Consider the following 21,365-nt stretch of genomic DNA (forward strand, 5'->3'; position numbering starts at 1 on the left):
GCCTGCCGGCGCAAGGCCGCGTGCAACGGAAACAAAAGGGCGAGGGAACGCGCCTGCCCGCGCATTCGCCTCGCCCGCTTCAGATTGGCACCGCAATCAGCTTCCGGCTTTTGCGATTTTCCACTTGTCGTCCCACGCCTTGTGTTCCTTCAGGAACTTGGCCAGCCCGGCATGGACCGGAACGTCGGGGTTCGCCTTGATGCCGTTGACCTGCATGCCGATGAAATCCTTGGCCATCGGAGCAAAGCCGGGGTCGGCCTTGGCCAGATCGTCGCGCTTGTTATAGAACGCGGTCAGGAGCTTGTAGACGACGTCTTCGGGCATATCGGCGCGCATATTGTAGCCGAACAGGATCGGCACCGCCTTGATGCCATCGACGCCCACGCTCTTGCTGAAGACTTTCGGGTCCACATCGGCGACGGCGAGACCGGCGGCCTGGAGCTTGGTGATTTCCTCGGGACACGGATTGACGATCTTCACATCCATGCGGACGTCGGTCTCTTTCCAGTACGGCGCGAGCGAACGCCCTGCGGTGGTATAGGCCACCGAGCCGGCGATGGTGCCGCCCTTCAGCGCGTCGGACTGAGTCTTCGGATCGATCTGCACGTGCTTGAAGTCGTAGCCCAGCGCCTTGTACATGCGCTGGAAATTCAGCCAGTTCATGAAGCCTGCCGGCGTGAAGAAGACCGGCTTGCCAGACAGATCCTTCAGGCATTTGAATTGCGCGGCCTTGTCGGCCGGCACCGCCATGAAGGACTCCATCGGATAGGCGTACCAGGTGTGGACCAGCTTGCCCTTGCCGGGGGTGTAGTTCTTGAAGCCGCCGTCGCCGCCATAGAGCTGGGTCATGCCCACGTCGGCGGTGTAGCCGATCTCGCCGGTGCCATCCATTGTGGCCTTCATCGCGCCGGTGGTTGAAGGATAGGGATTGACGGTGATGGTGTATTCGCCGCCGAGCGCTTCCTCGGCGATCTTCGTCATCGCGGCCGCGACCTTGTACCCGTAGGAGTCCACGCTCGACGTGGACCAGCGGATCGATTTGCGTTCCTGCGATTGCGCGAGCGGCGCCGCAGTTGCGACGATCGCGAGCGCCACGCCCGCCGTTGATAACGCGAGCCAATGACTGCGCCTTGGATGCTGCATTTCGTCTCTCCCTGTCGTTTTCTGGTTTCCCGGGTCACCCGCGGGGCGCCGGTTATCCCGGTCATTTGGCAAGTCTAACCGATGAAAATGCCGAGCGCGCGCAAAAAGCGGCGCCAAAGTGGCAAATGGCCGCGTGGAGCCTTGCCGTGAATCCGGAACCTGTCCGATATTTAAGTTGAAGGACCGCGGGTGCGAGCCTTAGCTATCGAAGGCGGATGCAGAGGCCTTCACATGCTGAAACTCGCGTTTTTTGCTCTGGGAGCGATATTGCTGGTGACGTCGCCGGCGGCCGCCCAGCAGGCAGGGCAGACACAGCAGACGGATGGTGCACGTGGCGCGGGACGTCTGTCGGCGGACGACCGCCAGGCCCTGCTGGATGCCCGGGTCGCTGCGCTGCGGACCGGGCTGAAGCTTACCCCGGAACAGGAAAAAAACTGGCCTTCGGTGGAGAGTGCGATCCGCGAACTCGCCAAGCAGCGTGCTGAAGCCGCGGCGCAGCGGCGGGCGAACCGCCAGGCGAGGCGCGAAAAGAGCGTCGAGCGCGACCCGATTGCGCGGCTGCGCGCCAATGCCGCGCTCATGAGCCAGCGTGCCGCCGGACTGGAACGTCTGGCCGACGCGGCAGAGCCGCTCTACCGCAGTCTTGATGACGGTCAGAAGCGCAGACTTCGCGCCTTGACCCGCCAGGCCATGGGACGCCCCTTCGTCCCGCGCCGATAGAGGAGACCTGAAGCGGCGATCATCTGAGCCCCCCAGCCCCACCGATCGCCGCCATGCAGGAGGCCGCCGGGACCCCCCGCCCGGCGGCCTTTTTTTGCGCTGCCCGCCGGACGCTGCCAGGCGCCCGGCTGCTTGAACTGAGCCGCCCGTTGAGCGACAAATTGCCGTTGGCCGCAGTCTGTCGCAATGCGGGAGGGTCCGTTGCGTGCGTCAGTTCGCGTTGCAAGTGTGATCGCAGGCATCCTGTTCGCGCTGTTGTGCACAGCGGCCGATGACGCGGTTGCGCAGAAGCGGGTGGCCCTGCTGGTCGGCGTCGACCGCTACAGCAAGCTCGAGCCGAGATTCCAGCTTCAGAAGGCGGTCAACGATGCGCAGGCAACCGCCGCTGTTCTGCGCAAGCTTGGTTTTTCCACGCAGGTGCTCGCCAATCCCGATCTGAGCCAGATGATCGAGACGATCGAGGCGCTGGCGCAGACGGTCGGGCCGGGCGATACGGTCTTCCTGTTCTTCTCGGGCCATGGGCTCAGTCCGGAAGGCTCGAACCTGCTGCTGCCGAGCGATTTTCCCGACATCGGGCGCGGCGGTCCGGGGATGCGCGAGATCGCGCGGCGTGGCGCCATCGCCGAGGCTGCCGTGGTCGGCCAGTTCCGCGAACGGCTGACCGACAAGAATACCGGACAGTTCAATGGTCTGGTGATCGCTGTCATCGATGCGTGCCGCAACAACCCGTTCGCGCGCACCAATGCGGATTTCCGCCGCGCCATCGGCGTTGCGCCAACGTTCCGGCATCAGCCGTCGGTGGGTGTGTTCTCGATCTACTCGGCCGGCGCCGATCAGCTGGCACTGGACCGGCTGTCGGATTCCGACGCGTCTCCGACTTCCGTCTTCACCCGTGTGTTCCTGCCTGAACTTGCCAGGCCCGGCGTCGCGCTGAGCGAGGCGGTGGTGTCCGCGCGGGTGCAGGTCGTCAAGCTGGCGGCTACCTACACCGACCCCGAGACTGGCAGGCCGCACTTTCAGACCCCTGCCTTCTACGACCAGACCCAGGGCGGGCCGATCTATCTGGCCGGAACGCCTGCCGGAACCGCGCCGGTGGCGCAACGCCCGGTCGCCGAGCCTCCAGCGGAAATCAGGGTTCCGTCGAAGGCAAACCTGCCGGTCACTGCCGGCGGCGGGGCGTCGCCGCGCTATCGGGTGGTCGACGTGCGGCGGGATGATGTCCTCAATGTTCGTGCGGAAGGCCATGCCGGGGCACCGATCGTCGGCCGGCTGGCGCCGAACGCGTCGAATATTGTCGTGGTGGCCAAGCCCGGCCTGTGGTGGCGGATCCGGTCCGGCAATCTGGAGGGCTGGGCGCTGAGCCGGTTTCTGCAGGAGATGGCAGGCAAAACCGGGCAGGCGGCCCCCCAAACCCATGATGGCTATGCCTACCAGTTCAGCAACGAGACCGCGCGTACGGTGGCCGACGCGGACGCCTGCGCGAGAGCCTGCCGGACCTCGCCGAACTGCAATGCGCTGACCTATTTCAAGTCGCGCAGATTGTGCCGGCTGATGACCCGCGTGGACGCCCTCCTGGAAGCCAATCCCGACGCCGTCAGCATTTTCATGGCGAAGAATATCCAATAGACGGCGGAACCGTCTCGACGGATCACTTCGGCGCCCTGCGCGTTGTCACTGCAGGATCAGGAGACGACGATGACCTCGGGCGAAGCCGGCGGCTGGCTGTGGATATTGATTGATATCGGGGCAGTTCTTCTGCTGGCGATCGCGCTGGGCTACGGCGTTTGGAATTGGCGGGTTCGCAGGAGCCCTGCTGCGGACCGGCTGCGGGACCGAAAGACGGTGGAATTGCATCAGCAGCGCGACCCCGACGAAGGCGCACCGCTGAAAGGCCCCTGACACTGACCGATCCGGTTCGACCGATTTGGGGACGGCGCTGTCGGACTGGAACGGCGCTGTTGGACCGGTTTGGCGAACGGCGTTGCCAGCTGTTGCTGGACACCGCGTATGCCCTTTGCTAAAGGGGCCGCGCTTTCGCCTCATGGCGATGAGTGGCCCGGGCGCATAGCTCAGTTGGTAGAGCAGCTGACTCTTAATCAGCGGGTCCAAGGTTCGAATCCTTGTGCGCCCACCACACTAGGATTTTGATCACAAATTTTCCTGGTGTCCCGCCACTTTCAGCGCGAACACGGCCGAGTTTTGCAGGTAGTTGAGTCTCTTCTGGGCCATATTTCATAGAAACTGCCGCGATTCAGCACTTTGTTTCTGACCCTCGAAAATACTTTTCCGAGCGGTTTCAGTTTTTTTACGCTGAGACCGGTTTGAATCTAACGCCATCAAGGCAAATCAGAGCTCAAATTGGCTTCAGAGACGGGTTCGTATCAAGCGAGGCGGGCCAACTGAATATGCGAACCGGTCTCAGTAGCCGACGCGAAACAATTGCGTCGGAAATCAATGCATGGTCGGGGGGTGTTTCGTGAGCCGGGCGTGCATGGTCGCGTCGGCAGTGGCTAAAGATCGCCGCAGCAAAGGGTGGAAGCGCAGATATCTTGCGAACGCAGATGAAAGGGTAGGGAAGACGCCAAGTTCTGATCACGCGCGTGCGCGATTTTTCGCGCTACATGCGTCAAGGAAGCGGATCAATACCTTGTTGAAGGCTTCGGGAGCCTCCCAATACGGCGCATGTGCCGTCCGCGGGATTGTTGTCAGCGGGACTTGCAAGAGCTTTTCAACGCTTCGGCCGACCGTCAACGGGACAGATCGATCCTCTTCACCCCAAACGAGCATCATCGGGGGCTTGCTGGGCATCTCGGCGAGTTGCTCACCGATCACATCCTGGTCGAGACGGGATAGAAAGTATTCCGCCAGACAGCCAAACGCTTCTTCCGCACCCGGCGAATTGTTTATTTGCCACTCTTCGTCGACCAGAGAGTCCCTGACAAGGGCTTCGTCCCAAATCACCGCCTTGAGCTTGCCTCTAATGCCGTCGTGAGTCCGGTCCCGAATACGTTTCGCAATACGCTCGCGTGCTTCGGCTCCGATTGGTATGAGCCCTGTTGCACCGACCAAAGTGAAAGACCTTGCGATAGCAGGGTGCCTCAGCAGAAGGGCGCCAAGGACATGCGCGCCGAGCGAGGTTCCGACCAGATGCACCGTGCTGACCTGATGGTCTTTCAGGAACGCTTCAACGAAGTCGGCGTAGCCTGATACGCCGTAATCAAAATCTTTTCCCTTCTGCGCGAAGCCGTGTCCAGGAAGGTCGATGGCCAGGCATCGGTAGCCGGCGGATGCAACAACAGCGAGGTTTCGCCGCCATCTGTCCGCGCGCGCCCCGACGCCATGGACAAAGAGCACCACGTTTGGGCCGCGGCCGGCCTCGACAACCCTTGTAATCGTCCCTGCCGCCGACGCCGGGTAAGAAATTATCTCACCCTCATCGACGCTGTTGGATGCGCCCTTAGGCGGCCGCATCGCTGCAACCGCGGTACGCCACACCCTCGATCTCTATCAGGATGCTCGGATGCGCCAACGCCTTGACCTCCACCAGGCTGCAAGTTGGAAAGTCTCCGGAAAAGAATTCCTTCCGCGCCCGCCAAACCTCTGAGTTATTGGCGATGTTGGTGACAAAGATCGTGAGCTTGACGATGTCATCCATGTTGCCGCCGGCGCTGACGACCAAGTCCTTGATCTTTTGAAAAATAATCTTCGATTGGGAGTATTCGTCACTGCCGAGCACAGCTTTTCCGTCCGGCGCGCGCGACGTCAATCCCGCGATATAGATCATAGGACCGACCGTCAGGCAGTTTGACCAAAGTCCGGGCGGGGCTTCGGCAACGGCATTTGACCGAACGCGAACCTTTTTCATTTGCCTGATTTCTCCAAGTGCCGACTATGTAACCTAAGGATTGGGAAGGCTGCGCAGACGCCTGTTTGGCCATCATCGAAGCGGCGGAGCCGCCGCCCGTTTCAGTTGTTTGCCGGCTTGCGTTCTTTTTAGTGGTGCATGCTCGGAGCACGATAGCCGAGCTTGGAAACCCGCTCGCGCGTGTAGAGCTCGCTCGATATGACCTGCGTGAAATCGGAGACCTTCCCGGGATCGTACTCGCGCTTCGCCGGTGGTGTGACTTTTCCGCCCTTCAGCACCGACTTCATTTTGCTCCGGTCAAGCAAGATCGAGATGTTCTTGCTCGGATCGCCATCCAATGCCACCACGTCAGCCTGAAAGCCCGAGGCCAGCGTGCCGACTCTGTCGCTTGGCCTTACAAGGTTTGCGCCTACGGAGGTTGCGGCTCGCAGCGCCTCGATAGGTGTGAAGCCCATATAGTCGACGAATATTTCAAGCTCTCGAGCGTGCCATTCTCCGAACGGGGTCAGCGCAAATCCGGAGTCCGTTCCGATGGGCATCGGAACTCCGGCCTTCTTCACCTTTTGCAGATTCTCCACGGCGGACTCGAACTCCGTCCTCCAGACGCTGTTACGTCGCTCTCGGAACGCCGGGTCCTGGGGCTCCACGAAGTCCACATAATTTCGCAGCAGCGTAAAAGTCGGGCAGATTGAGCACTTGTTGGCTACGACCGCTTCCAGTCCCTCGTCATCAATTTCTGATGCGTGGAAAATCAGATCGACACCCGCCTTGCCGGCATAAAGCGTCGCCTCGCGTCCGCGCGCGTGCGTTATCGCGATTTTTCCGAGCCGGTGTATTTCGTCGACCATCGCCTTTGTTTCATCGAGCGTAAACGCAGCAACCAGCTCTCCATTTGGCCTGCGAAGAATGCCGTCCATGGCAATCTTCACTGTGTCCACGCCCTCCTTGACTTGCTTGCGAATTTCCTCGATCGCCTCATCGCGGTTTGTAACCAGTCTGCCGATGGATGTGGTGGGCACACCGATCCAGGTCGGATACCAGTCGGTCAAGCCCTGCCTGCTGGTGATATAGGGACCGGCCGCCGCAATCCTCGGTCCTTGAAACAGCCCGGCGTCAATCGCGTCACGGACCGCGCGCGATACCATTCCTGAGTCACCGGGTGCGCCAATCGTCGTGAAGCCGGATGATAAAACCTGATGTGCAAAGAACACGCCTCGAACGGCGCGAAATTCGAGAGAGCTGTAGAGGTCAATATCCTCCTCAGTCTTCGCATTGCCATAAGCCAGATGCGTATGAAGATCGATCATGCCGGGAATGACAAAATTCCGCGAAAAATCTTGTTCCGTCGCATCGGCGGACTTGGGAATGTCTTTCGATGGCGCTACCCGCGTGATGATTCCGTCTTCGGCTACGATCGTCTGATTCTCCAGGACCGTGTCCCCGACACCCGGAAACAATTTGCCACAACGAATGTAAGTCGTGTCCGTCATTTTGATTTCCTTCCAAGCGACTGTCGGGTCGCCACGCTTAAGCAAAATATTTGGACGATCTCCGCACTGGGAGAGCGCACGAAACTCTTGCGCAGCCCGATGATGTCACGGCCGAAAGTAGACAGCGAAATCGCTCGTCGCCAATAATTTGTCGGCAGTTATTAATTGTACCCTGTTATCAGGTCGGGCAGAGGCATTTTGCGCCCTTGCTCCAATTTCAGCGGTTGCTGTGGTAGCGCAAGGTCCGCCCAACGTCGTCAGAGGCAATCACTGGAGCGTGCGTGTTTCGATCCGTTAGCGGGCTTGCCCAACGATCTCGGGAAGGCAGGTCAAAGCCAAAGCAACGCGCCGATAGCCGCGATAACAAGAGATTATCATTCCGCTCGGACAAATGATTGGCAACATCGGGCAATTGTGCCGAACAATATCCGGAGCTGAAGTCAGCGCGCTGCGCTGGTCAGCTCCGCATCAATCACATCGAATCACACGAGTGCCGTGCATGACCAAGCGAGCCAAGCAGATTGTACCCGTCGAAGGACTGTCAAAGCCGTCGGGCGTGTTTTCTGCAGTCACCGCAGCGAGTCCCGGAAAGCTGGTCTGCGTATCCGGCCTGCTCGCAAAGAACACGGCAGGTGACGTGGTTGGCGTGGGCGATATGGCGGCTCAGACAGAGCAAGTGATCGCCAATCTCAAGCTGGCGCTTTCCGCCGCGGGTGCGACTCTGGATGATGTGGTCCGTGTCGACGTTTACGTAACTGACATGTCCAAATTCGACGAGATCCACGCCGTGCGGCGAAAACATTTCCCCGTCGATCCGCCAGCTTCGACCATGGTCGAAGTGAGCCGGCTGGCGCACGAGAAGGCCCTTATCGAGATAACGGCGATGGCTGTGGTCGCTTGAATAAGGTGGGAAGAGGGCGCTTAGGTCATTGCCTTGGCGCCAGGTCGGAGCGTGATTGCGGCAACGGGCGCACGAAGAGCTGTGTCGGTGGGCGGAATGGTCCACGCAAAGACGACGAAGCAGATGTGATCGGGTAATCACACAAAATGCCGTCATGCGAGTGACGAGAACATAGCTGCCGATCGCGATTTCCAGAGTCGGGCGCATTCCGCGCGAATCCCACAAGCGCGACCGCCGGCAAGAAACACTCCGTCATGACTCACGCTTATTAGAGTTGTTCAACAAATAATTGGCGTGCCCGGATATCGGGGCTTAGCCTTTTGGCTGGCTTCACGCGCACATGCACCGCGTTCGGCTTCAGTCGGCGACAGAACAGCTCATTTTCAAGAACGGAGTACATCAATGTCCGCCCCACAGTCTGCCGCAGGCAAGGACCACCTGAAGCCTCTCGACGGCGGACGCAATTCAGAATTGGCTGGGTCCAGGCCCTTTACGGGCAAGGAGTATCTGGCCTCCTTGAATGACGGACGGAACGTCTTCATCAACGGAGAGCGGGTGGACGACGTTTCGAGCCACCCGTGCTTTCAGAATTCGGCCCGCTCGATCGCGCGGCTCTACGACGCGATGCACAGCGAGAAATACAGCAACGCATTAATGACCAGGACCGATACGGGCAGTGGCGGCCTCACGCATCGTTTCTTCAAAGCGGCGCGCAGTGGTGAAGATCTTGCCGCGCAACGTGATGCGATCGCCGTCTGGGCCCGTCTGACTTACGGCTGGATGGGGCGTTCGCCCGACTTCAAGGCGTCCCTGACCAACACCTTCGGGCCGAACGCCGAGTTTTACGGAAACCAGGCCGGCAACGCTCGCGCTTGGTACAAGAAGGTTCAGGAAACTGTCCCCTTTATCAACCATGCAATCGTGAACCCTCCCGTAGATCGCGGTCGGTCGGCGGATACGATCCGCGATATCGTGATCCGGGTCGTCAAGGAAACTGACGCCGGCATCTATGTGTCGGGCGCCAAGGTCGTCGCCACCGGCGCCGCCATTACCCAGTGGAATTTCGTTGGGCAGTCCGGAACCACGGCGGCTGACGACGACAGCCTGGCGCTCATGTTCCTCTTGCCGGTCAACTCACCCGGCTGCAAATTGATTTGCCGCACATCGTATGAAGGCATTGCGGCCGGCCACGGGGCGCCTTGGGACTACCCGCTGTCCAGCAGGTTCGACGAAAACGACTCGATCTTCGTGCTGGATAATGCCTTTGTGAGCTGGGAAGACGTTATTGTGTACCGCGACCTCGACATGGTTCGGCGATTTTACAACGAATCAGGCTTCCTGCAGGGCTTTGCGTTGCAGGCCTGCACCCGATACGCGGTCAAGCTTGAGTTCATGGCCGGTTTGATCGCACGCGCCCTGCGCGTCACGGGCGGCGACGCCTTCCGTGGAAATCAGGTTTTGCTTGGCGAAGTGATCAGCCTTCGCAATGTGTTCTGGAGTCTCACCGAGGCGATGGTCGGTCGGCCGAGCCCGTGGAAAGACGGGGCGGTGCTCCCGAATTTCATGGCTGCCGCCACTTTCCGTCAGGTCATGCAGTCGGCGTTCGCAAAGACCCGCGAAGTCACGCAGAAAATCATCGCTTCTGCCTTGATTTATCTGCCGTCGTCCGCCCGTGACTTCTCCAATCCGGAGATCGAACCCTATCTGGCGCGCTACGTGCGCGGCTCGAACGGTGTCACGGCTCGTGAGCGCATCAAGCTGATGAAGCTGCTGTGGGATGCGGTCGGTTCGGAATTCAGCGGCCGTCACGAGCTGTATGAGCGAAACTACGCTGGAAACCATGAAGAAGTCCTCCTGCAGGCCTTGGTGCTCTCGGAGAGGAACGGCGTGATGAAGCAAATGGAAGAGCTCGTGGACACCTGTATGTCCGAATACGACGAGAATGGCTGGACCACAGACACGTGGGTTCAGCTTGGAGGCTCGAACAATGACCGCAACGACCAAAGCTTTGGAAACACGGCCCGTTCTGTCTCCTGAGGCGCTTGCCTTCCGGGAGGGCATGTCTCGCATCACCGCCGCGGTACACATCGTCACCGTGGCGGGCGATAGAGTAGTGGGTGGCGTCACCGCAACAGCCATTTGCTCGGTCTCGGATGCGCCTCCCACGCTTCTGGTTTGTCTGCATCGCGCAGGGCGTGTTCGCTCTCTGCTAAACGCGGGCACTGAGATCGTCGTGAATACGCTGGACGCACATCATCAGCCAATCGCCGATGTCTTCGCGGGTCTCGGAAACGTACCCATGGCGGATCGCTTCCGGCACGGACAATGGCAGATGCTGCCAGGGAAACCGCCTCTCTTGCTGGACACCGCGGTCAGCTTCGAGGGGCAGGTTGAAAGCATCATCGAGGCTGGAAGCCACAGCGTGATCATGTGCAGCGTGGACGCCGTGCACCTGCGCGATAAAGCGACGAGCTTGATCTATCTCCATCGCCGCTACCTGGCGCAACCGCACGCCTGAGCGTCGGTCGCCGCGTCAGCGCGGCTGACACGGCCTCGTGGAGGACTCATAAGCTTCCACTATTAGTCGTCAGAAACAAATAATTAGAAGCCGCGCGCACATAAGCGGAAACTCTCACGTCGGGATTATGAACATCTGACGAGAGGGGATTTCATGGCTACGTCGAGACGTACATTTACGCGTTCGCTGATGGCCTCGGGGTTGTTGGCCGCCGTCGCATCGCCCGCCATCCGCCGCGCATCGGCGCAGGCTCCGGTCGAGCTGAAGTTCACCAGCTATGTGGGTGTTGGGCATGGCCATCACAAGCGAGTGCTTGAACCCTGGGCGAAGATGGTCTCGGAGAAGAGCGGTGGCCGCCTGAAGATCACGATCTATCCCGGCACGCTGGGCAAGCAGGCCGACCAACTGCAATTGATCCAGAACGGCATCGCCGACATGGGTTATTTCGTGCCGGCACTGACGCCGGGCCGCTTCCCACTTACCTCTGTCTGCGAGCTTCCCTTTCTGTTCAAGAGCGGCAAGGGCGGCAGCCAGGCGTTCTGGGCTCTGTGGGAGAAGGACCTGCAGAAGGAAGGCACTGCGGCCGGTCTGAAGGTGCTGTGGACCTTCATCCACCCGCCGGGCCAGCTGCATACGACCAAGAAGTCCGTGACCAATATGGAGGACCTGGCCGGTCTTCGCATCCGCACCGCACCGGGAGTGCAGCAGGACGCAACCCAGCGGCTTGGCGCCACGCCGGTTGTCGTGCCATTCCCGGAGACCTACAACGCACTCGATCGCGGCGTCATCGACGGGGTGTGGTTTCCGTGGGAGGCGATTGAGGGCATCAAGCTCTTTGAAGTTCTGAAGCACCATCTCGTGGTGAATTTCTACACCGTGCCTTTTATTGTCGCGATGAACGAAACGAAGTACGCGGCGTTGCCCGCCGATCTCCGTAATGTCCTGAATGAGCTGAGCGGATCGTGGGCGGCCGAGTTCACCGGGGCCGCCTGGGACAAGAATGACGAGGGCGGCGTCGAAGCGGCGAAGAAGGTCGGTGCCACGATTTCCGTCTTGCCGGACGCCGAGCGGGCACGCTGGGAAGAAAAGACGCGTCCGCTTGAAACGGCCTGGCTTGACTCCATGAAAGCCAAGAATCTGCCGGGCGATGTGGTTCTGAAAGACCTGCGTGATCTCATCAAGAGGTACGACTCCTGATCGGTGACCCTCCGAGTCTCGATCAGAAGGGCAAACGACGGTGAGCTATCTTCAGAGAGCTACTTCGTTGGTGAATGGCGTCAGCAGGGCGGTGGGATACGTTTCCGCGGCCCTGCTCGTTGCGATGGGTGGCCTAACGACTGCTGACGTGTTCATGCGTTACGTCTCAATCATCCAATTCGCGGAACGCTCGAAATACTCGACCTGATGATGGCGCTGTTCGTGTTTGCAGGACTAGCGAACAACACCGCCAGCGGCGGTGACGTGCTCGCGGATTTCCTTGTCGACAAGTGGCCGCCGATGGTTCGCAAGGGTCTCGATTGCTTTGCGGCGGCGCTCGGCGCTGCGATGTACGGCCTGATCGCGTGGGGAATGTACAACCAGGCGATAAAGGCGGCGAAGATCGGTGACATGACGCCGGCGCTGCTCCTGCCGGTTGCGCCTTTCCAGTTCGCTGTGGCTGCCGGAGCCCTGCTGCTGGCGAGCGTCTATTTGACGCGCATGCTCGCGATAAATGGCACCAATACGGAAGGCCAAACGGCATGAGCATGCTGGCGATCGGGACAATCGGTCTCGGCCTCACCATCGTCCTGATGATTGTGCGTGTGCCTGTCGGCATTGCCTTGGGCGTCGTTGGCTTTGTCGGCTTTACCTGGATCACCAATTTCGACACCGCGCTAAAGATGCTCGGTTTGGCGCCGTACTCAGCCGTCGCCAGTGACTCGTTGACGGTGATCCCGCTGTTTATCCTCATGGGTCAGTTCGCCTCTCAGGCTGGTCTGAGCCGGGATCTTTTTGCGGTGGCAAACAGCTTCCTCGGCCACCGGCGCGGCGGGCTCGCCATGGCCACGGTAGCAGCTTGCGGCGGTTTTGCCGCCATCTGCGGATCGAGCCTTGCAACCGCCGCTACGATGTCCGCGACGGCTTTGCCGGAGATGAGGCGGTATGGCTATGACGTGCGTTTGTCGACGGGATCGATTGCCGCCGGCGGCACGATCGGTATCCTGATTCCGCCGAGCATCATTCTCCTGATCTATGGCTTTCTGACCGAGCAATCGATCGGGAAGCTTTTCCTGGCCGGCGTAGTTCCGGGCATCGTGATGATCGGCCTCTTCATGCTCACGATCCAGATCGTCGTTGCATTGAAGCCATCGCTGGCACCCCGCGCCGAGCGGGCAGGCCTCAAGTCATCGCTTTCGGAATTGGCCAAGATCGCGGATGTGGCCGTTCTGTTCATCATTGTCATCGGCGGCATGTATGTCGGCATCTTCACCGCTACCGAGGGAGCGGCCGTGGGGGCGGCGGGCGCCTTTGGAGCGGCGGTTCTTCGGCGGCGGATGTCGCTTGAGGCCTTCGTGTCGTCATTGATCGAGACGGCAAAGCTTTCCGCCATGATCTTCGCGATCCTCCTCGGTGCGATCATCCTCGGCTACTTTCTGACCGTGACACAGATGCCGTCGCTACTGGCGCAATTCATCACCGACCTCAAGGCACCGCCGTTCGCCATCATGGGCGCGATCATCGTGTCGTATCTGATCATGGGCGCTCTGATGGACGAGATGGCCATGATCTTGCTGACTGTGCCGATCTTCTATCCGGTGAGCCAAGCGCTCGGCTTCGATCCGATCTGGTTTGGCGTGATCATTGTGATCGTTTGCCAGGCCGGCATGATTGCGCCCCCTGTCGGGATTAACGTGTTCCTCCTTGCCGGAATGAATCCGGACATCCCGTTGGCATCGATCTATCGCGGCATCCTTCCCTTCCTCGCCGCAATGGTGGTTCTGCTCGGACTGCTGATGGTTTTTCCGGACATCGCGCTCTGGTTGCCGAGGACCATGAAGTAGCGAATGCCCGGGGAATCGAGATGCCTTGGGAGGTTGCAGGTAATGCGCGTCCTGAATGCAATGCGAACGAATTAGGAGCACTGCATACCTATAAATTTCGCCTCGTTATCAGTGCGTGTGATTGATAACCTTGACCGACAGCCCCTGCCAGGGACGTTAGCCATGCTAGATTCCCGCCTGCTCAGGACCTTTGTATTCGTCGCCAAGTTCAAGCACTTCGGAAAGGCCGCGAGCGCGCTGAATATTACGCAGCCCGGCGCTTCGCAGCACATCCTGAAGCTGGAAGAGGTTCTTGGATTCAAACTGATTGAACGTACGAAGCGATCGGTCGTCCTGACCGTCGCCGGTGAGGCGGTGCTGGCCAATTGCCAGCAGATCATCTCAATCATGGACCGAATGAAGGACGAGGGCCGCAGAATCGCGCAGGGCCTGAAGGGCCGGCTCACCATCGGCATGTCTTCATCGATCATCTACAGCGATATCCCGCGAATGATTTCCGAGTTCAAGGAGATTGCTCCCGATGTCGAACTGCGGTTCCGAGCGATAGGTGGCGACCAGTTGAAGAGCCTGCTCGACGTTGGCGATATTGACGCGATCATCACAACGCTTCCTATCGACCAGGCAGGCTATAGGGCTGTATTGGTCGGTCGCCAGAACATGGCGGTAGCGATACACGCCAAGCACCGGCTTGCTAGCCGCAGGAGCCTTACGGTAGCAGCTCTGCGTGACGAGCCCTTTATCGTCGTTCCACGCGAGCAGCATCCCGAAAACCATGACCGGCTTGTCGCGAAGTTCGCGGCGATGGGTGCGCAGCTCAAAATCGCCGCCTATGAGACGGCTTTCCCGAACGTTATTGCTCGCGTCGCCATGAAAGAGGGCGTTGGCTTCGTCGCGGCCGGCTATGCCCGGGAAAGGTATGAGGCGGTGAACATCGTCGTCCTCAAGGATTCGGACCTCGCGACGACGCGAATCCATGCGTTTGCAAGAACCGACGCTCTAAAGCCCGTCACGGAGCGTCTGTTTGACTTTCTGCGCGTCGAATAGCCTTTAGGGGCGTGAGTACGTCCGCCAGCTGGGCGGTTGTGCGACTGTTGCCGGACGAGGTGCGCAGCCAGCCGCAGGTGCGCGCGCTGACCGCCTACGGTTGCCCGACCACCATGCATGTCGTGCGCCTTCTTGCGCCGCAGATCGAAAACGAGAACCACACCAAGGACGTAGACTTCAGTCCGTCCAGCATCCGCACGCGCTGGGAGGCCGGCTACACGCGCACGATGTCGGTTCTGGAGCGCAGGCCCTGGGAGCGGGAGTTCGACCCGCTGGAAGGTGTGATCCTGCACGACGGGCATATCGAGGCCATGGAAGCCGCCGAGTAGCGGTGTGAGCGGGTGCAGCGATGACCGAAATCACGCAAGGCTTCGATCGAGGAGTGGCCGCACGCGGCGGCAACGCGTTGAGCGGCCTTCGCCGCAACCTGATCATCGGCCTGATCGCCTTTCTGACGGTGGTCGACCTGTTCGCCACGCAGGCGCTCCTGCCGTCGCTCGCAAAGGCTTATGGCGTCGCGCCGGCGGCCATGGGTCTCGCGGTCAATGCCTGCACGCTCGGCATGGCGATCGCGGGACTTGCGGTCGCGTTCTTCAGCAATCGCATCAACCGGCGTGCCGGCATCGTCGCGAGCCTGTGCGTGCTCGCGATCCCCACTGCGCTGCTGGCGGTCGCGCCGGACCTGAGCACCTTCGCCATCCTGCGCGTCATACAGGGGCTGTGCATGGCGGCGGCGTTCACGCTGACGCTCGCCTATCTTGGCGAGGAGCACAGCGCCATGGCTGCGGGCGGAGCATTCGCGGCCTACATCACCGGCAATGTCGCAAGCAACCTGGTCGGGCGCCTGGTGTCGGCGGGCGTCGCCGATCATCTCGAGCTCGCGGCCAACTTCTATTTCTTCTCGGCGCTGAATCTTGCCGGGGCGGCGCTGGTCTATGTCACGATCCGGTCCAGTCCGTCATCGGCTACGACGGGCCGCAGTCGGCTCGCCGCTCGCGGCGTGGAGCGCGCATCTGCGCAACGGGCCGTTGCGCGCCGCGTTCGCGATCGGATTCTGCATCCTGTTCGCGTTCATCGGCACCTTCACTTATGTCAATTTCGTGCTGGTGCGCGAGCCGCATGCGCTATCGATGATGACACTGGGGCTCGTCTATTTCGTGTTCCTGCCGTCGATCGTCACCACGCCGTTTGCGGGCGCGATGGTCCAGCGCTTCGGCGCGCGGCCGATCTTCCGGGGCGCGATGGCGCTGGCGCTGCTCGGATTGCCGCTGCTGCTGTTGCCGAGCTTGCCGGGGATCCTCGCCGGACTGGTGCTCGTCGGTGCCGGCACCTTCTTTGCGCAGGCGGTGGCGACGGGTTTTTTCGGACAGGCGGCCAGTGTCGACCGTGGCTCCGCGAGCGGCATCTACCTCGCGTCCTATTTCCTGGGCGGGCTGGTCGGCGGCTTCGTCCTCGGACAATTGTTCGACCGCTCGGGCTGGCTGGCTTGCGTCATCGGGATAGCCGGCGCGCTGGCGACGGCCGTCGTACTCGGTTCATGGCTGAAAGAGGTCAAGGGCATAGGCGGCCGCTATGAGGATGATCGCTGACCGATATTTCCTCCAAGAGGCACGGCTCTCTAGACCACCTTGCGACGCTCAATCACGAGCGCAAAACCTGCAAGGAGACCGGATCATGTTGACCATCAAGCGCGTGCTGTTTGCTGCGGCGTTCGCCGGCTTTGCCACCGGCGCCCAGGCACAGACCATCACGACCTATATCGGCGGGCCGAAGTCCGGACTGACCCAGAGTATCAACGTCGGCGGCGCCAATGCGATCCGCGCCGACAATGCGCACTCGTCGTATGCGCGGGCAACGCCGGTGCGTCAGCGTTCTGTTCTTACCCGTGCCGTCCGCTCGGGTGGGGTGCAAGCGATCGGCTCTGACAACTAAGCTTGTTCATGATCAGGGCGCCCGCGCTCGCTGCGAGGCGCCCTGACATTCTTGCAACGACTTTGGAGAAAGGATTGGGTACCTTTCCGACCCGCAAGCCACCACGGACTCCAAACATTTGTTCGTAACGTTCCTGATTTTTCTTGCAGACGGCGTTGTGGTGATCTCGAGGCTGGTATGCTTTACCAATGGACGATTCCGTGTTGTCTCGGTTTAGGTGCGGCCGGGTGAGGCGATCAGCGCGAAACGGTGGTGTCATCAGTTATCGACAATTGGCAATTGAGAAAGTTGGATGAGCGCGACATTGAGTTATGGTGGCCATGTCCACGCGAACGGTATCCGACAGCACTATCTGCGTTTCGGAGGAGAAGGCGCGCCGCTCATCGTAATTCCCGGAATTATATCGCCGGCAATTCTCTGGACGGATGTTGGGGAACGCTTGGGCCGCGAGCTTGATGCGTTCATATTGGATGTTCGTGGGCGCGGGCTTTCGGAATGCGGGGAGCACCTCGACTATGGTCTTGACGCCTGTGCGGCAGATCTTTGCGCGTTTGCTGACGCGCTCAAGTTGCGAAATGCCACCGTAGTTGGTCACTCAAACGGCGCACGTATTGCGATCCGCGCAGCCCGACGTGAAGACGCGCAGTTCGCGCGCATTATCCTGATCGACCCGCCGGTCAGCGGTCCCGGGCGCAGACCTTACCCGTCACCACTGCAGCCATTGTTGAAGTGCATTGAAGCGGCCCGTCGCGGCGAAGGATGGGAGGCTTTGCTCGAGTCCCCACTGGCGCAATGGCCGGAAAGGCTACAGCGGCTGCGAGCGGAATGGCTGCATACGTGTGACCCGAGGGCCGTTACTGTTACGCATAATGGTTTTCATTCGGATGACATTCATTGCGATCTGCAGCAGATGGCTGTTCCGACCTCGATCATTGCGGCTGGCAAGGGAGGGGTTGTTCTTGATGAGGATGAGCGGGAGATTCTCGGTCTCAACCCGGAGATAACGTTCCAGCGCGTTGCAAATGCTGGCCATCAGGTGCAAGTCGATGATTTTGATGGCCTCTTTTTGGCGCTCAGCGAAGTGCTGGATATCAAGCTATAGCCGCTGTGGTTGACGATTTTCTTCAGCTCCATGGCGCGCCGCATCGCGTGATGCGGTGCATATTCTGAGCCGCGGGCGATCGGCACATCCAGTAAGGCCTCAGACGAGCCCCCACGCCGTCAACTCGGACCGTCATTTTAGAAACGACGCGCGGCCAGCCATGCTTGATCGCCAGCCGGAACTATTGACTCGGAAAATGAGCGATCATAGTGTGGTCATATCGAAGAATAATTGTTCGCATATGTGAACATGTGTGCGATGAAGAGTTCGGAGAGGTCGTCTCAAATGAAGTATTCCAGACGTAAGTTCATCGCTCTCGCCGCATCATCTGTGGCGACACCTGCGCTCGTTGGGATTTCCCGGGCGCGTGCCCAAGCACCGGTCACGTTGAAGCTTCATCACTACCTGCCGCCTTCCTCCAACTTGCATGCCAAGTTGTATGTGCCGTGGGCAGAGAAGCTCAGCGCAGATAGCGGCGGTCGTCTCAAGGTCGACATTTTCCCGGCCATGCAGCTGGGCGGTACGCTCCCTCAGCTCTACGACCAAGCTCGCCAGGGCGTGGTCGATATGGTGTCGATCGTGCCTGGCGCCACCCCGGGGCGCTTTCCGGCCACGGAGGTCATCGAGCTGCCATTCGTCCCGGCGCGGAGGGGGATCGTAAATGCGCAAGCCTGCCAGGAATTTGCCGAAAAGCACCTGGGAAACACTTTTGCCGACGTGAAGCTGCTTTCGTTCTGGGCGCACGACCAGGGTGTCATTCATTCCAACCGGCCAGTAACGAGCATGAAGGACATGAAAGGTCTTCGGCTGCGGTCTCCGTCCCGATTGACCGGTGAAGCGCTTACTGCCCTGGGGGCTACCCCGATCGGAATGCCGATTCCGCAGATACCTGAAGCCCTCGCGCAGCGGACATTGGATGGTGCGGTCGTTCCGTGGGAGCCAGTGCCGTCTCTTCGCATCAACGAGCTCGTATCAAACCACACCAGCATCGACGGCTCACCAACCCTGTATGTCGTGAGCCTTGGCCTCGTCATGAATCAGGACAGCTTCAACCGTTTGCCTGACGATCTAAAGGCCATTCTCGAAAGGAATTCGGGCATGACTTTTGCGCGTCGCGCAGGCCAGATGTGGGACGATGCTGCTACCCAGCTCATCAAGAGCGTGGGGGCGTCCGGGCGCAACAAGCTTCTCCTGATTTCCGGCGATGAGAAAGCGCGCTGGATGGAGGCGACTGCGGGTGTGCTCCCCAAATGGGTTGCCGGAATGAAGTCCCGTGGCGTTGACGGCGACGAATTGGTCAGCGCTATGCGAAAGCTTGTTGCGAAATACGACGCTAACTGAAGTTCAGGATCCATAAGGCTGGTCGCTATCAGGAATTGTCCTGATGGCGGCCGGTGGGGTGTTCACCGTTCGGGAAGATGAACGCCTAGGGTATGACTGCGCAGCGACGATTGGCGCTCACGCGATCCATAGTTCGAGCTGCAATGCGATGGCGCTATTTCGTATCGAAGGGCAATACGACTTCACCAGTCCAAGGATGCTGACTGTGGAATCCATGGAGCAGGAGGGCTTCGGCACGAGCGGGGTGCCCACTCGATCGCTGCCCCTGATCGAGAAATTGTCTCTCGCGATTGCGTTCTTCGGTGGCGTCGTTCTGCTCGCCTGCGCAGGCATCGTGATTGTCAGCATCGCCGGTAGAGCAATGTTTGATGCGCCGATACCCGGTGATTACGAGTTTGTTCGGGTGGGCCTGGCTGTCAGCATCTTTTCGTTTTTGCCTTACACGCAAATTCGATACGAGCATGTCGCAGTAGATACCTTCACGCTCTGGCTGCCTGGTCCGGTCAACAGGGTCATTGACGGTACCTGGGATATCCTGCTCGCCGTGATTTTTGCGCTGTTCGCCGTCGGGCTCGGGATCGGAATGCTCGAGGTGCGCCGCTTCGGAGAAACGTTGACGGAGTTCGACTGGCCGATTTGGCCCATCTACGGCATCTGTTCCGCTTTGTGTGGGTTCTGTGCGATCGCCTCTGCTGCGAGCGCGTTCGCCAGGAACAGGGCTGCGTAAGCACGTGGATGGACTGACGCTGGCCTTGGTAGCCTTTGCGGCGATGTTCGGCCTCATCGCGCTGCGAATGCCGATAGGTCTGGCCATGCTCGTTGTTGGCGCTGCAGGATATGCGGAGCTCACGAGTGTCATTGTTCTTTTCAATCATATGAAGGTCAATGTCTATCATCAGTTCGCGAACTACACGTTGTCTGTTATCCCGCTCTTCATTCTGATGGGTGCCTTTGCGGAGCGGTCCGGGATTGCGCGCCTTATCTTCGAAGCAGCCGAGCGGGGCTTGAAGCGATTCAAAGGCGGACTGCCCATATCGGTCATCGTGGCATGTACCGCTTTTGGATCGATCTCCGGATCGTCGGTTGCGACGACGGCGACGTTCGGCCGCGCTGTGCTCCCGGAACTGGCGCGGGCGCGATGCGACGCGGGGCTGGCGACGGCAACGATTGCGGTGGGAGGAACCTTGGGGATTCTGATCCCCCCATCGGTCATTCTCGTTCTATACGGAATTATCGTTGAGCAGAATATCGCCAAGCTGTTTCAGGCCGCGTTGATCCCCGGTTTGCTGGCTACGCTTTTTTACTGCATCACCATCTCAATTCTCGTGCGTCGGAACCCGTCTCTTATTCCGTCCGAGCCGTCATCGGCGTCAATGCCGGTGCAGGCCGCTCACCGATTCCAAAGGATTGCAGGTATACTCGTGGTGTGTGCCGCCGTTGCGGCATGGTTGTTGGCGCTGATCGGTGTGGGGTTGCTTTCCTTCTTCATTATTCTCGCCCTGTTCGCAATCTTCGTTCCCCCGATTCTCATTCCCGTCCTTGGCATAGGAGTGATCGTCTTGGGGGGCATTTATGGCGGGGTGTTTACGCCGACGGAGGGCGCGGCGGTTGGCGCAGCCGCCATGCTGGTGACAGGCCTGTTGCAACGCAAGCTTGGAATGAAAGACATCGCCATTGCGTTAGTTCGCACCGGCCACACAACGGGGATGATCTTTCTCATTCTGCTTGGGGCGGAAATGTTCGGATCGTTCCTCGCGCTGACGCGAATGCCAATGCTTGTGGCTCAGGCGATCAACGAAGCAAATCTGTCGCCGATCATGGTGTTGGTCGCAATTCTTTCAATCTATCTGGTCCTCGGCGCTGTCATGGATGAGCTTGCCATGCTGCTTTTGACCCTGCCGCTGTTTGCGCCGATCATTCTGGCGCTGGATTTCGGCATGCCTCGAGATGACGTTGGCATCTGGTTTGGCATTCTGGTTCTAGTGGTCTGTGGCGTTGGTTTGATCGCGCCGCCGATAGGTATGAACGTGTTTGTGATCAACAAGGTCGCAGACGGCGTGCCGATCACGACGACCTACAGGGGCATCATGCCATTCGTGGCCGCCGACGTAATCCGTCTTGTGATCTTGGTTGCGTTTCCCGCGCTTTCGCTTTGGATGGTGCATGCACTCAACTAGGCGGGTACAGACGCCGGTTCGGAGCGAGATACCAAATTCGCCACTGCGTCGGCGTTGGGAGATCCGATTGTCGTCAAGCCTTGACTACCTG

The 21,365-nt window shown here is 59.9% G+C and carries 19 protein-coding genes, 1 tRNA gene and 2 pseudogenes; 18 read left to right on the top strand and 4 right to left on the bottom strand.

The annotated features are described in order from the left end of the window. Nucleotides 1-96: 96 nt before the first annotated feature. The gene (locus AB7F49_RS00650) at nt 97-1,143 is read right to left on the bottom strand and encodes a TAXI family TRAP transporter solute-binding subunit (protein ID WP_428519241.1); all 1,047 of its coding nucleotides are present in this window, start codon (nt 1,141-1,143) and stop codon (nt 97-99) included. A gap of 231 nt (nt 1,144-1,374) precedes the next feature. Between AB7F49_RS00650 and AB7F49_RS00655 the strand changes: the two genes are divergently transcribed. The 4 genes from AB7F49_RS00655 to AB7F49_RS00670 all read left to right on the top strand — a co-directional run bounded on the left by AB7F49_RS00655 (nt 1,375) and on the right by AB7F49_RS00670 (nt 3,997). Beyond that, on the top strand, nt 1,375-1,863 hold the full coding sequence (locus AB7F49_RS00655; RefSeq protein WP_428519243.1) for a Spy/CpxP family protein refolding chaperone: 489 nt from the start codon (nt 1,375-1,377) through the stop codon (nt 1,861-1,863). Nucleotides 1,864-2,064: 201 nt separating this feature from the next. Then, nucleotides 2,065-3,489 (top strand): caspase family protein, encoded by a 1,425-nt coding sequence (locus tag AB7F49_RS00660; protein WP_428519245.1) that lies wholly within the window; start codon nt 2,065-2,067, stop codon nt 3,487-3,489. A 69-nt stretch (nt 3,490-3,558) separates the two neighbouring features. Continuing rightward, a complete protein-coding gene (locus AB7F49_RS00665; protein WP_428519247.1) occupies nt 3,559-3,762 on the top strand; it encodes a hypothetical protein in 204 nt (67 codons plus the stop codon). Between the two features lie 159 nt (nt 3,763-3,921). Then, a tRNA-Lys gene (locus AB7F49_RS00670) sits at nt 3,922-3,997 on the top strand. Nucleotides 3,998-4,455: 458 nt separating this feature from the next. Here AB7F49_RS00670 and AB7F49_RS00675 read toward each other — a convergent pair. From AB7F49_RS00675 to AB7F49_RS00685, 3 genes are all read right to left on the bottom strand, one after another. Further along, complete coding sequence (locus AB7F49_RS00675; RefSeq protein WP_428519249.1) at nt 4,456-5,358, bottom strand: alpha/beta fold hydrolase; 903 nt, start codon at nt 5,356-5,358, stop codon at nt 4,456-4,458. Further along, the gene (locus AB7F49_RS00680; RefSeq protein WP_428519251.1) at nt 5,321-5,728 is read right to left on the bottom strand and encodes a RidA family protein; all 408 of its coding nucleotides are present in this window, start codon (nt 5,726-5,728) and stop codon (nt 5,321-5,323) included. Before AB7F49_RS00680 ends, AB7F49_RS00675 begins: the two co-directional genes overlap by 38 nt. Nucleotides 5,729-5,856: 128 nt before the next feature. Continuing rightward, nucleotides 5,857-7,218, bottom strand: a complete 1,362-nt coding sequence (locus AB7F49_RS00685; RefSeq protein WP_428519253.1) for an amidohydrolase family protein — start codon at nt 7,216-7,218, stop codon at nt 5,857-5,859. A 499-nt stretch (nt 7,219-7,717) separates the two neighbouring features. Here AB7F49_RS00685 and AB7F49_RS00690 point away from each other — a divergent pair, with 499 nt between their 5' ends. The 14 genes and pseudogenes from AB7F49_RS00690 to AB7F49_RS00755 all read left to right on the top strand — a co-directional run bounded on the left by AB7F49_RS00690 (nt 7,718) and on the right by AB7F49_RS00755 (nt 21,274). Next, nucleotides 7,718-8,119, top strand: coding sequence for a RidA family protein (locus tag AB7F49_RS00690; protein ID WP_428519255.1), 402 nt, complete (start codon nt 7,718-7,720; stop codon nt 8,117-8,119). Nucleotides 8,120-8,521: 402 nt separating this feature from the next. Further along, nucleotides 8,522-10,156, top strand: coding sequence for a 4-hydroxyphenylacetate 3-hydroxylase N-terminal domain-containing protein (locus AB7F49_RS00695; protein WP_428519257.1), 1,635 nt, complete (start codon nt 8,522-8,524; stop codon nt 10,154-10,156). Next, a complete protein-coding gene (locus tag AB7F49_RS00700) occupies nt 10,107-10,637 on the top strand; it encodes a flavin reductase (protein ID WP_428519259.1) in 531 nt (176 codons plus the stop codon). The genes AB7F49_RS00695 and AB7F49_RS00700 overlap by 50 nt, the downstream gene beginning before the upstream one ends. Before the next feature lie 189 nt (nt 10,638-10,826). Continuing rightward, the gene (locus AB7F49_RS00705; RefSeq protein WP_428519261.1) at nt 10,827-11,834 is read left to right on the top strand and encodes a TRAP transporter substrate-binding protein; all 1,008 of its coding nucleotides are present in this window, start codon (nt 10,827-10,829) and stop codon (nt 11,832-11,834) included. A gap of 177 nt (nt 11,835-12,011) precedes the next feature. Continuing rightward, entirely contained in the window at nt 12,012-12,380 is a 369-nt protein-coding gene (locus tag AB7F49_RS00710) for a TRAP transporter small permease (RefSeq protein ID WP_428519460.1), read from the top strand. Further along, the gene (locus tag AB7F49_RS00715) at nt 12,377-13,678 is read left to right on the top strand and encodes a TRAP transporter large permease (protein ID WP_428519263.1); all 1,302 of its coding nucleotides are present in this window, start codon (nt 12,377-12,379) and stop codon (nt 13,676-13,678) included. Before AB7F49_RS00710 ends, AB7F49_RS00715 begins: the two co-directional genes overlap by 4 nt. A gap of 111 nt (nt 13,679-13,789) precedes the next feature. Continuing rightward, on the top strand, nt 13,790-14,722 hold the full coding sequence (locus AB7F49_RS00720; RefSeq protein ID WP_428519265.1) for a LysR substrate-binding domain-containing protein: 933 nt from the start codon (nt 13,790-13,792) through the stop codon (nt 14,720-14,722). 47 nt (nt 14,723-14,769) lie between these two features. Further along, nucleotides 14,770-15,051, top strand: a pseudogene (locus AB7F49_RS00725) (DUF3734 domain-containing protein); the annotation flags it as partial. A 20-nt stretch (nt 15,052-15,071) separates the two neighbouring features. Beyond that, a pseudogene (locus tag AB7F49_RS00730) lies at nt 15,072-16,311 on the top strand (MFS transporter). A gap of 85 nt (nt 16,312-16,396) precedes the next feature. Further along, complete coding sequence (locus AB7F49_RS00735) at nt 16,397-16,654, top strand: hypothetical protein (RefSeq protein ID WP_428519267.1); 258 nt, start codon at nt 16,397-16,399, stop codon at nt 16,652-16,654. A gap of 292 nt (nt 16,655-16,946) precedes the next feature. After that, complete coding sequence (locus tag AB7F49_RS00740; protein ID WP_428519269.1) at nt 16,947-17,756, top strand: alpha/beta fold hydrolase; 810 nt, start codon at nt 16,947-16,949, stop codon at nt 17,754-17,756. A 285-nt stretch (nt 17,757-18,041) separates the two neighbouring features. After that, nucleotides 18,042-19,097 (top strand): TRAP transporter substrate-binding protein, encoded by a 1,056-nt coding sequence (locus tag AB7F49_RS00745; protein WP_428519271.1) that lies wholly within the window; start codon nt 18,042-18,044, stop codon nt 19,095-19,097. Nucleotides 19,098-19,140: 43 nt separating this feature from the next. Beyond that, a complete protein-coding gene (locus AB7F49_RS00750; RefSeq protein ID WP_428519273.1) occupies nt 19,141-19,824 on the top strand; it encodes a TRAP transporter small permease in 684 nt (227 codons plus the stop codon). A 4-nt stretch (nt 19,825-19,828) separates the two neighbouring features. Beyond that, nucleotides 19,829-21,274, top strand: coding sequence for a TRAP transporter large permease (locus tag AB7F49_RS00755; RefSeq protein WP_428519275.1), 1,446 nt, complete (start codon nt 19,829-19,831; stop codon nt 21,272-21,274). Nucleotides 21,275-21,365: the final 91 nt, after the last annotated feature.

The sequence above is a fragment of the Pseudorhodoplanes sp. genome (genome assembly GCF_050250235.1).
Taxonomy (GTDB): Bacteria; Pseudomonadota; Alphaproteobacteria; order Rhizobiales; family Xanthobacteraceae; genus Pseudorhodoplanes.

Coding starts and splice junctions, on each gene's coding strand:
- AB7F49_RS00665 (WP_428519247.1), top strand. CDS start 3,559: ATGACCTCGGGCGAAGCCGGCGGCTGGCTGTGGATATTGATTGATATC.
- AB7F49_RS00745 (WP_428519271.1), top strand. CDS start 18,042: ATGAAGTATTCCAGACGTAAGTTCATCGCTCTCGCCGCATCATCTGTG.
- AB7F49_RS00650 (WP_428519241.1), bottom strand. CDS start 1,143: ATGCAGCATCCAAGGCGCAGTCATTGGCTCGCGTTATCAACGGCGGGC.
- AB7F49_RS00700 (WP_428519259.1), top strand. CDS start 10,107: ATGACCGCAACGACCAAAGCTTTGGAAACACGGCCCGTTCTGTCTCCT.
- AB7F49_RS00750 (WP_428519273.1), top strand. CDS start 19,141: ATGGCGGCCGGTGGGGTGTTCACCGTTCGGGAAGATGAACGCCTAGGG.
- AB7F49_RS00740 (WP_428519269.1), top strand. CDS start 16,947: ATGAGCGCGACATTGAGTTATGGTGGCCATGTCCACGCGAACGGTATC.
- AB7F49_RS00655 (WP_428519243.1), top strand. CDS start 1,375: ATGCTGAAACTCGCGTTTTTTGCTCTGGGAGCGATATTGCTGGTGACG.
- AB7F49_RS00705 (WP_428519261.1), top strand. CDS start 10,827: ATGGCCTCGGGGTTGTTGGCCGCCGTCGCATCGCCCGCCATCCGCCGC.
- AB7F49_RS00715 (WP_428519263.1), top strand. CDS start 12,377: ATGAGCATGCTGGCGATCGGGACAATCGGTCTCGGCCTCACCATCGTC.
- AB7F49_RS00735 (WP_428519267.1), top strand. CDS start 16,397: ATGTTGACCATCAAGCGCGTGCTGTTTGCTGCGGCGTTCGCCGGCTTT.
- AB7F49_RS00690 (WP_428519255.1), top strand. CDS start 7,718: ATGACCAAGCGAGCCAAGCAGATTGTACCCGTCGAAGGACTGTCAAAG.
- AB7F49_RS00685 (WP_428519253.1), bottom strand. CDS start 7,218: ATGACGGACACGACTTACATTCGTTGTGGCAAATTGTTTCCGGGTGTC.
- AB7F49_RS00680 (WP_428519251.1), bottom strand. CDS start 5,728: ATGAAAAAGGTTCGCGTTCGGTCAAATGCCGTTGCCGAAGCCCCGCCC.
- AB7F49_RS00695 (WP_428519257.1), top strand. CDS start 8,522: ATGTCCGCCCCACAGTCTGCCGCAGGCAAGGACCACCTGAAGCCTCTC.